Source organism: Candidatus Desulfatibia sp. (assembly GCF_036446775.1).
Taxonomy (GTDB): domain Bacteria; phylum Desulfobacterota; class Desulfobacteria; order Desulfobacterales; family UBA11574; genus Desulfatibia_A.
Map to the genome: position 1 here is coordinate 1 of NZ_JAZFTO010000263.1, position 8,901 is coordinate 8,901.

Annotated in this window: 5 protein-coding genes; 1 reads left to right on the forward strand and 4 read right to left on the reverse strand. The window is 46.4% G+C overall.

The genetic code is table 11. The annotated features are described in order from the left end of the window. Positions 1–176: 176 nt before the first annotated feature. The 4 genes from V3S16_RS12675 to V3S16_RS12690 all read right to left on the reverse strand — a co-directional run bounded on the left by V3S16_RS12675 (position 177) and on the right by V3S16_RS12690 (position 8,510). Complete coding sequence (locus V3S16_RS12675) at positions 177–1,091, reverse strand: SEC-C metal-binding domain-containing protein (protein WP_413885488.1); 915 nt, start codon at positions 1,089–1,091, stop codon at positions 177–179. Between the two features lie 118 nt (positions 1,092–1,209). After that, on the reverse strand, positions 1,210–6,171 hold the full coding sequence (locus tag V3S16_RS12680; protein ID WP_413885490.1) for a DUF6079 family protein: 4,962 nt from the start codon (positions 6,169–6,171) through the stop codon (positions 1,210–1,212). Continuing rightward, on the reverse strand, positions 6,168–7,136 hold the full coding sequence (locus V3S16_RS12685) for a tetratricopeptide repeat protein (protein ID WP_413885492.1): 969 nt from the start codon (positions 7,134–7,136) through the stop codon (positions 6,168–6,170). Before V3S16_RS12685 ends, V3S16_RS12680 begins: the two co-directional genes overlap by 4 nt. 189 nt (positions 7,137–7,325) lie before the next feature. Then, positions 7,326–8,510, reverse strand: a complete 1,185-nt coding sequence (locus V3S16_RS12690) for a ribonuclease D (protein ID WP_413885494.1) — start codon at positions 8,508–8,510, stop codon at positions 7,326–7,328. Positions 8,511–8,775: 265 nt separating this feature from the next. On the opposite strand from V3S16_RS12690, the gene V3S16_RS12695 reads away from it, so the two are divergent. After that, positions 8,776–8,901, forward strand: a 126-nt coding sequence (locus V3S16_RS12695; RefSeq protein WP_413885496.1) for a TGS domain-containing protein, incomplete at its 3' end; no start/stop codon positions are given.

Here is an 8,901-nt window from a genome sequence, read left to right on the forward strand (position 1 = left end):
TAATGTCTCGTGAGCCTGGTTTAATCATGGTTGTTACTTTTTTCTTTGTTGGTTGAACAATGATTATAAAGTCTGAATAAATAAGAATTTTCGTATTCCAAATGTGCAGTATGCAAAAGGTAATGCTCCCGATTTAGCACAAAATCGCGTTGGTTTTTGTGTCAGCCGGAATCCTGTTATGTGTTTTTCTCCCTTTTGGTTTTTAGCTCATTTAGCCTGTCGATCAAATCCGCCTCCCCTTCCAAATCCATACCTAAAGGCATTTTATAGATTTTTTCAGCTTTTTCATAATCAGGTTTTATAGATTTTTTCATTGGCCAAAGATACATATCCCCCCAACCTATATATCCCCAAATTATTTTAGGATATTCCTCAATTAATTTCTTAAAACATTCCTCACCTTTAGAAATATCACCCAACGCAAAATAAGATTCCGCAACAGCTCTTTTCATATTATGCATTAACAAGCTATCTGATTCTGGAAATATCGAACAAAAATCAGTACAATATTCTATTCTTTTCCGATAATATGACGAATTGTCCAGACCGGCATTTCCAAGTTCAACTTCAAAATCCCGACACCAATTATAGATATACTCTCCACCAGTAAAAATAGAATCCGCTTCTTTGACATCAACAAATTCAGGCCGGAATCCGGTTTTCAATTTATTCCATAATTCTATCCATGCATCACATGCCTCTATTGTTTTATTTTTATGAAGAAGTGAATAACCTTCCCCCATTAATACATCAAGTTCGTCTCTTTTTTGAATTACAGGCGGGTCTGATTTTCCTAAACAACATTTTTTATATTTTTTACCACTCCCGCAGGGACATGGCGCATTTCTACCGACCTTAGGTTTTTTATGCACAACTGTCATATTGTCAGCATTACCCATACGAGGCTGAGATGTAAAGGCTTGCGGATTTAACAAATACTCGACCTCACAAAGATCTTCCGGTTCGTCAGGTTCAAATCCGCCAACAAATATCCATCCGTTTTTATCACAAAGTAATGCAATCTCCTGCAATCTTTCGTCAGTTTGAACTCTGAATCTTACAGGTCTTTTTTTAGTGCCTAACTTTGCCATTGAGCACCTTTCTAATTTTCTTTGGGCATAACAATGTTGATGCAGTTAGAACAAGCCGAAATTGAACATCACATACTATAGCCCGAATTTAAATCAGGACAGAATCAGATTCAAGATTTCACTCGATGCCCCACTCGGCACGCAATATCGCCTGCTCGAACACCCCTCCCGTGCCGTGGGAAAGCCCCTTGCGGGTAAGGGAAAAGCCGTGATCCGTGGTTACAATCAGCCGTCGTTTCTGTGCGGCACATATCTTTTTCAGGCGGGGCAATTCTCTTTCCAAAAAAGAGCAAAGCGCTCCCGGTATCTCGGCCAGACGCAAAAATCCGGCATGCGCGCCCTCATCAACCAGACAAACCCTGATAACCACCGCTGTTTTTTCAGGAAATTCGGGCAGAAGGCCGGCCAAACCATGCTGCTCATTTCCCTTAACGTGATGATAAGGTATGCCCCGGGCATTAAACTCATCCATGGCGTCTTGGCTAAAGCCGAAAAGTGCACCAACGGCAGCCGCGGTTTTCGGAGCCGCCTCAAGCCGAAACCATGCCGGCGAGCCGTCACCGATCTTGGCGCCCAGAGTCTCCGCAGCTTCAAGCCAGACATCCGGCGAGATACCGTCAATAATCAACACGACCGGATGATCGGACAGCTCAATCGGTTCAACGGCCGGCAGTGTGAAAAGCCATTCATCCCCCCGTTGTGCCACTGCGCGCATTGTTTCAAAAGCCAACGAACGCAATTCCTCGGTAACCCAGGAATCGACCAATATACCGGAAAGCGGGATTCGAACTCGCAGGGCCTCGGGAAAGGAAGCATTCCAAAGCGATGAAATGGTCTTCAGCACGCTTAAACGCTCTTGGATTTTGACGGCAATTCCCCGATCCGCATGCCGGCAATCGAGTGCGGCCTGATCCGGCCAGGGCGTTTTAGCAAGGATACGCTCTGCCAGCAAAAGCCAGGCCGTGCGAATCGCCTTGGTGTGAAAAGGCTCATTTTTTATAAACGCTAAAATACCACCGTCATCCAGGCATTTTAGCGCATCCCTAAGTTGCATGGAAGGAAACTGCCGTTCTAAGGAGTCTTCCAGGTCCCGGCTTTCAAAAAGGACATCCTCTTTGAAAAGCGCCGGATGCATCTTAGACCACCACAAAAGAGAGTGATCGCTGCCGCCGGATGAGATATCGCGATCATCTTCAATGGCAATCACCGTATTATCAGATGTGGTACAGATCCATTCCTTTATGATTTCATTAACCTGATTGGGGGCCAGTCTCCGTCCGCCGAGATGGGAATATAGATCTTTCAAACCGCGCCTTTCAATCTTAACCCGCCCGGCTAAAGCTTTGCCAACTTCTTGGGCAGTAACATCATCCAATATGTCAAGCAGGGCGGCAGCAGAGGATAGCTCATCCTCTAGCAGCGAAATCATACTGCGAAGCCGTTTGGTTGTATCCGGATCAGCATCGGCAAGGGCAAATATCCGGGCGGAAATCGCTTCTCTAACTCCCGGCTTTTTAAGAATAAGAAGATATTCATCGAGACATTTCTCTATCGCTTCCTCGGGATCTTTGGTTTGCGTAAATTTTGGTGTTTCACCCGGGATAAAAGCGCAATTACATACGGGTGAACGCAGCAATTCCTCGGAAAGATTTCTACGGCATACAGCAACTTCGGGGGCTTGCAGCTCCCGCAAGAGAGCCTCCAACCCAGGGGGACGGTCCAGAATCTCAATCGATACAAGGCGCTTTAGCAAGACTACCGCTCTTTTGCCAAACCTTGAAAGGGGCTTTTTTGTAAAATGTTTGTAATGTTCGTTGTGGTTTTTGATGTAAAAATCCGCATAGACTGTCCGAAATCGATCGAATATATCTTTTAACCGAGAAGCATCGTCATTGATGACCAGATCATACGGATGATCCAGTAAATGTTTCACTTTATCTTTATGTTCCTCGATATCTTTGTCAGCCAAGCAGCCCCGATCTACAGCCGTATGCCGGATATAATGATTCACAAACACAAACTGTTCCGCCTGTTGGGAGAGAAATGTTTTTATTTTCTTTATAAATTCAATATTATGTGAAGTAAATCCATAGCCGCGCCAAGCTTTCAAAAAGCGCTCAAGCCCTTCCCGGGCAGGATAGGACACCTTGATTTCACCGCCTAAAGACAGCAATGCATCAAGCTGAGACTGTAAAGATCCCAGATCAAAAGCTTCAAAGGCAGAGAATTCCGCAAAAACGGAAAGACGTTCGGCCACAGTCGAAACAGTTTTGGCAGCCCAGTCACGAAATTTAATTACCGCTTGCCAGGCTTCACGCTGCTGCCTTAATCCAAAGGAGTCCCACCCGCCCGCGGGAGCAAGAAAGGGACATTCATTAATGAGGGTTTCCCGGTCGTGTTTCCCGATCACTTCCCCGGGAGCCAGCGCATCGGCGTTCTTAACCTGTGCAAGATTTAAAAATTCCATAGGCATGGCACGACCGTTTTTAAGAAGCGTTATCAGTCCGCCATACGCAAGAGCTGAAAGCAAAAAATATGTGGTATCATCAGGAAGCCCAAACCGGCCGGTACCCAGGGAATGCAGCACATCTGAAAACTTGGTTTCTCCGGCAGTGTTGATCAGGCTGAATACCGTTGAAAGGAGGGCATGCTTTTCAGGATCAGGCGCAAAAATGTAAGCTCCTGACCGCAGCTCCACCAGTCCGAGAGGGGTTGCCAGCCCTTCGACGGCATCATTTAATCCCTGCGAATGTGCCTGGCGCAGACTCATGCTTCCCGGTAAAACAAACTCATCTAAAAGGCGTTGATATAACCGTGGAGAGGGGGAGACCTTTCTGGGCGCAATTTCCCTGTATCCCGGATATCGTTCCTCTAACAAAATTCCTCCGGCTTCATCGAGGAGCCCGTCAAACCGCTTCATCTGACAAATTATCGGTTCTACTGTAAGTCTTGAATCTGTGAAGGCCCCGGCATAAAAGACATTCAAGGCCGCCTGGTACGCGGCAGCCTTAAGTCTTTCAATAGCTTCCCCGGCCGCTTCAATAAGCGGGGCATCCGCCGGATTCGACGGCCGCAGCCCCGAGGCAATCTGCTTGGTTGCCAAAAACTCGTGCAGAATCGAACGGTCTTCTGCATTCATAGAAAGAGAAACTTCCCACACGGCGCTATGTTCCATCTTAAAATCAATTGTTCCAAGGCTTATGATAAAAACAAAATCCGCCTCTTTTTCAGATAAGACCCGCCTTAGCCGATCATTTAGAGAAGCTTCTTCTCCACGGGTTAAAAAAGAAACAAAAGCCCGCCGGGCACTTCGGCGCCAATTAACGATTCGAGTAATCCCCTGCTCCCAAAATCCGGGTCCGGGCCATGATGCCGATTCAGGCAGCTCCGCAAACACAGTTGTCAGTAAACGGGAGTCATCAGCAGGAACCTCCGAAGCAGCTCTTAAAATTCTTGCCTTTAGCGTTTTTAAGGGATCTTCTTCGGTTAAGACCTCATACACGGCATCCAGAGGATCTTTGCTGTCAGAAGGATGTTTAACAAGAAATTTGCTTTTTTCAACCAAAAGGTCCAGAATTCCCTCGGCCACAAACTGAACATTCAAGCTTGGGTCCTGATCGGCAAGGGCACAGCCAACCTGTTCCGTTATTTCCTTCACGGTGGGGATGTCGGCGGTTGGATGAATCCTGTAAAGCACCAGAACCCGTATGATTCTGCGAGCAAGGACCCTGTCTTCTTCATCGATTGTGTGCTCAATCACGTCATCAAGGTGAGGGATCACGTGTCTTGGATAGACATGAAACCCTGAAAACTCGGCCATCCTTTGAGCAAAATGTTCATAAATGCTGTCAGGCCCTAAGAGCTCATAGGCCGGCCGGTCAAGGATACCTGATATCTGCCTGGTCTCATCGCCTGCCAGCCGGCTGTGAATAAAATCGACGATTCCTCTGTGCTCTGAAAAAAGATCTCCCAGGCCGTCAAGGAGTGCAATGGTTACAGGATGAACCGGATAGGTCGCCTGAAAATCCTCAAAGCGCCATCGAAAGGAAGGAAACTGTCTTTGAAAATATTCGTAAATACTGTGAAGCGCCTCACCGGATCCCGGTTTCTTTTTAACAAGGCGCCCGGAGATAAGTGCTTTGATATGCAAGGTGGAAAGGGCAAACTTTATTGGAAAACGGTCTTTGATTTTTTGAAAAGTAACCTGGGAAATGTCGCCGGTGCGCTCGATGCTTTCCTGCACGGCCGCAATGATCCAGACCGGTTCGCCGCCGGTAATTTCACCGAGCAGTTGCAACGTCCGAGCATCTTCGTTTAATCCCCGCGCATCCGGTTTGGAACGAAAATATTCGGAAAGTTCGTCAATTAAGATTACCAGCCCGTCAAATCCGGCCTCACGTATTGCCTGCAAAACCCGTGCAAAGGTTTCGTGACGGTCTTCGACCAGGGCCTCCGGCGCTTCCATGCCGAGACTTTTCATGAAGCGTATTCCTGCTATATAGGATTGGCGGGGGTTTGTACGCATGAATGCATCGATATGCTCCGGGTCATCCGGCAATATACCCTCCTGTTTTGCAAAGGCGGATGCCAGATCCCTGTTTTCAAGCAGCGTTTTAAAATGGCTTAGGAATGCCGACAGGGGTGTTAACTGTATCTCGATGCCGTGTGAAGCCAGAGCAGCCTCGATTGCCTCCACCAGGATGCGTTCAAGCGGAGTTGAAGCTCTGTAATTTACCAGGGAAACACCAACCGTTAAGAAACTGCGCCCGGAGGCCTTTACCCGGCGAAGTCCGCCGTGATGTTCTGACAGCACTTCAGCTCCCGGGTTGTCTTGGAGCCAGGCGGTAAGGGTAGCCAAAAAATGGGATTTGCCTGACCCAAAATCGCCTTGCAGAAAAAATCCCCGGCCGTGATCCTTAAGCAGCGCATCGGCCAGAACCGCAAAATGGGATGTGACCTCATCGGTAAAGACGAAGCTATTGGCAATTGATTCAGATCGAGTGCGGCCCTCCTCAAGGCGTATAACTGTCTGTACCGGAGGCACTTCGATCAGATCGCCGATTCGCGGAAACCTGCTCATATTTCGACTCCCAGCATCTTTTGCAATTTTTTAATCCGGCCGTAGAGAGGTTTTTCGTCCGGATGCAATTCAACCAAATTTTCGTAAAAATCTAACGCCTTGTCAAGCTGCCGGCTTTTTTTACAGGCGGAAATGTAGCTGGAGTGCAGATAAAAATTCTTTGGATCGAGTTTCAGCAACTCTTCCATCATCGGGACTGCTTCCGATTCCTTCCCTGATTTTTTCAGCGCAAAGGCCTGCTGCTGTAAAATCCAGGGGTCCGCTCCGGACTGCGTTAGCTTTTCGTACTGTTTTAACGCCAGTTCGGGCTGGCCGGCTCGCCGGCATAGAGATGCGTAAATTTCTTTGTAGACCGGCGGCCGTGAACCAATTTTTGCAAGTCGCCCCATTTTTTTAAGAACCGCTTCAAGACCGTCCCGCTGGATCTCAAGTTCGGTTAACGCCCACATTCCCTGGCGATTGTCAGGCTCTATTTCAAGCCACTGACGACAAGCTTCTATGGCCTCTTGCAACCGATCTTGTCCTATAAGCGCCTTTACCTTCCACTGTAAGCTCGCAGCCGGCGGCATTTCCCACGGGCCTAAAAGTTGAAGCATCCGGTCCCACTGTTTCAGTTCGGAAAGGCAATACAGCATCCCTCGCCGGGCATAGAGTGAAAGCTTCGGGTCTTGGGCGATTTCCTCATAATACTGGAGGGCCTCGTCCATGCGCTTGAGACCGCTGAGTGCTTCGGCAACCGCAAGGATGGAATAAGGATCAGAAGGCTTCAGTGCCAGTGCCTGTTTTGCAATGCCGTATCCCTGGTCGTATTTGCCGGCCCGTGAGAGTGCTGCGGCCTGTCGAGTCAGCCAGAAAGGGTTGTTCCTGCTCCCTTCCAGATATGCCATTTCAGCAAGGTGAACAGCTTTAATATACTGCCCTTTTTTGATCAATTCTCGGTATTCATTATAGTCGGGGGACGTCATTTTTTACTGGGGCTAACCGTTATTGGAAAGCAGCTACATCAAACGTAATAGTTCAGCCACCAAGACACCAAGCCTCTAAGATTATAGTACTAATTTAAATTGTCCGATTGGTTTTATTGGTTTAATTAGTTTTGTTTGTTAACCAACCCAATGGAACCAATTTAACCAATAAAACTGAATCATAAAGGTTTATAATCCATACTCTTTCTTTGTGCCTTTGTGCCTTAGCGGCTGAACTGTTACTGCTTTTCTTAAGAGCGCTATGATTTCCCGGCCGAATTCCTGGCGTTGCCAGTTTTTCATTCCTTCTATTTTTTCAAGTGCTTTGGCATTTAAAGGGTTCCAGACGGCAACAGCGCTGATCAGAAAGTTATTGCAAAGGAGTCCGGGATCGATTGCAAGCGCCTGAGATTTTGAATCTCTCCAGGATTTAAGGGCTATAACCCTTGCTGCAACGGAAGCGTCCACCCGCGGTGCCCGTTTTTTCGGATAAAGCGGAAGTTCATTTTGAGGTATTTGCAGAGCGTTGTCCACTAGATCAACAACAGAAACGCCATACATGTTAATCTGTTTCGGGCTGAAGGCCTCTGCTTTTTTCAGGCTTGGCAGGTCAACCGGCCCTTTAAAAGCAACTTTCATTAAAGCATTATTGCTAAAAACCTTGTAAAGCGGTTTGTCTTTTTTTTCCGCAATGTGCATCCTAAACTGTAGCAGAGCTTCAAGAACCGCCAGACTTCTGCGATTGAGTCTTCCAGCTCCTTTGAATTTCAGATATAGCGGATTATCATCACTTGAAGCCGGCCTCACCTTGCTTAAAATTTCATTTTCTTCATATACCCAGTAGAGACGCCCTTTTTTTTCAAGCTCTTCTTCAAGAATTTCCACCAAAGGTATTAAATAGGCTACATCAGCAGCGGCATACTCCATCATTTTTTCAGGCAAAGGACGTACAGACCAGTCTTTCTTTTGATATTTTTTGTTCAAACTGATGCCAAACTTTTTTTTAAGAACTGCATCCAGTCCTGTTTCTTTATAACCTAAAAACATGCATGCAACCTGAGTGTCAAAAAGGTTGTTTATCTTTATGTTAAAATCTCTGTAAAGGCTGCGTACATCATAATCAGCTCCGTGAAAAACCTTTTTGATTTTCCGATTGAAAAAAAGCGGCTTCAGAAAAGACATGTCTTTTATTTTAATGGGATCGATCACAACACTGGCAGCCCCGGCCGCCATTTGAAGCAGGCACACCTTTTCCTTAAAATGGTACATGGAGTCGGCTTCCAAATCAATGGCAACCGCCGGCTCTTTTTCAAGGGATTTTGCGAAATTTTCGAGTCCTGTGAGTGTATCGATGAATTGGTAGTTGGTCTGCATATTAACCGCCGCTGAAAAGATAATACATTCTGCTATCGTAGAATTTTCCCTTGACCCATCGTTACATTTACCCTAAATTATTGCATTTTGGTTGATTCGTTGAGTAACTAAATAGTATATTACCCTAATCGAGCCAAAACTCAATTAGGTGTTAGATTTTAAGTTTTAAATACCTGTAAGCACATTATAAAATTGCGCCCTAACACCTAAAACGTAATGAATTCGGCTTGTTTGCGAATTCATCAATCTTAATGGTGATAGTCTAATGATAAACATAACATTTCCTGACGGCAATATAAAGACTTTTGAGAATAATCCAACAGGGTTGGATATAGCCAAAAGCATTTCCGAGGGTCTGGCGCGTGATTGCGTTGCCATGGAGCTAAACGAC